A 1,862-nucleotide genomic window follows, 5' to 3' on the forward strand; every position below is an offset into this window, starting at 1 on the left:
ACGCCGGTCCGCAGCGCGCGCAGGAAATCGTCGTCGCTCCAGCCGCCGATTCCGGTATCGCGGTCGGGGGTGAGGTTCGGCGAGAACACCGCACCGAACGGCGTGTCGATCCGCTTGCCCCCGGCGAAGGGCTTTGCCGGATCGGCCGTGTGGCAGCTGGCACAGTCGCCGGCGATCGTGAGCGCCTTGCCGCGGGCGATGACGTCGTCGGTCGGCGCGGCGGCACATTCTCGGGTCGCGAGCGCACCGCACAACAGCGCGGCGACCAGAATCGCACCCGTCGTTCGAAATCGTCGCCGCATCCGATCACCTTCCGGTCCACAAGACGCGTTACGCCATTTCGCCGCGGGCCTGTCCTGCGACAGAAACCGAAACGGCCCCGCAATATTCCCGGCACGAAATTGCGATTTTTGAGCGACGGGCCGGGTCGCCCAGAATTGTGCTGCGCGGGCCGGAAAATCCGACATAGACTGGTTCTAACAAGCTCGGATGACTAGCTAAAAAGCAGTCGTCGCGACCAGCGAAAAGAGGGCTAAATGGGAATCAACCAAGGGCCTATCAGCCTCGACCAGAAATACACCCAGGGCACCGGCCACGTCTTCATGACCGGCATCCAGGCGCTGGTCCGTCTGCCCATGGCGCAGATCAGGCGCGACCGCGCCGCGGGTCTCAACACGGCAGGCTTCATTTCCGGCTATCGCGGTTCCCCCCTCGGCGGCTACGACCAGCAGCTGTTCGCCGCCCGCAAGCATCTTGAGCAGTACAACATCAAATTCCAGCCTGGCGTGAACGAGGACCTCGCGGCCACCGCGATCTGGGGCTCGCAGCAGCTCGCCCTGTCGCCGGGCGCCAAATATGATGGCGCGGTCGGCATCTGGTACGGCAAGGGCCCCGGCGTCGACCGCTGCGGCGACGTGTTCCGCCACGGCAATGCGGCCGGCTCCGCCAAGCATGGCGGCGTGCTCTGCCTTGCCGGCGACGACCATGGCGCGAAATCCTCCACCGTCCCGCATCAGTCCGACCACGCCTTCATCTCCGCGCTGATGCCCTACCTCTACCCCTCCAGCATCCACGAAATGATCGAGATGGGCCTCCTGGGTATCGCGATGTCGCGCTACTCCGGCTGCTGGGTCGGCATGAAGGTGATCACCGAGACGGTCGAGACGACCGCCGAGATCGACCTCACCGACGAGATGACGCCGTTCATCATTCCGACCGATTTCGAGCTGCCGCCGGGCGGCCTCAACATCCGCTGGCCCGACGACCGCTTCGAGCAGGACCGAAGGCTACAGGACTACAAGGGCTTTGCCGCGATCGCCTTCGCCCGCGCCAACAAGGTCAATCGCGTCACCATGGATTCGCCGAACGCGCGCTACGGCATCATGGCCTCGGGCAAGAGCTACGAGGACATCCGCCAGGCGCTGCGCGAGCTCGGCATCACGCCCGAGATCGCCGCCAAGATCGGCATCCGCCTCTACAAGATCGGCATGCCCTGGCCGCTGGAGCCGGAAGGCGTGCGCAATTTCGCGGTCGGCCTCGAGGAGATCTTCATCGTCGAGGAGCGCCGCGAGATCGTCGAGAACCAGGTCAAGCAGGAGCTGTTCAACTGGCGCGACGACGTGCGCCCGCGCATCGTCGGCAAGATGGACGATCACGACAAGCGCTTCCTGACCTTCGCCGCCGAGCTCAGCGTTGCCTCGCTTGCCAGCTCGCTCACCGAACGGCTGCTTCGACTTAATCTCAATCCTGAAATCGCCGAGATGCTGCGCGCAAAGGCCGACTGGTTCAACGGCCGTCAGTCGACGCAGATGCAGGCGACCGCGCCCGTTAGCCGCACGCCGTATTTCTGCTCGGGCTGCCCG

The 1,862-nt window shown here is 65.0% G+C and carries 2 pseudogenes; one reads left to right on the forward strand and one right to left on the reverse strand.

From position 1 onward, the window contains the following. A pseudogene (locus AKL29_RS46665) lies at positions 1–302 on the reverse strand (cytochrome c); the annotation flags it as partial. A gap of 234 nt (positions 303–536) precedes the next feature. Here AKL29_RS46665 and AKL29_RS44760 point away from each other — a divergent pair. Then, positions 537–1,862: pseudogene (locus AKL29_RS44760) on the forward strand (indolepyruvate ferredoxin oxidoreductase family protein); the annotation flags it as partial.

Source organism: Bradyrhizobium pachyrhizi (assembly GCF_001189245.1).
Classification (GTDB): Bacteria; Pseudomonadota; Alphaproteobacteria; order Rhizobiales; family Xanthobacteraceae; genus Bradyrhizobium; species Bradyrhizobium pachyrhizi.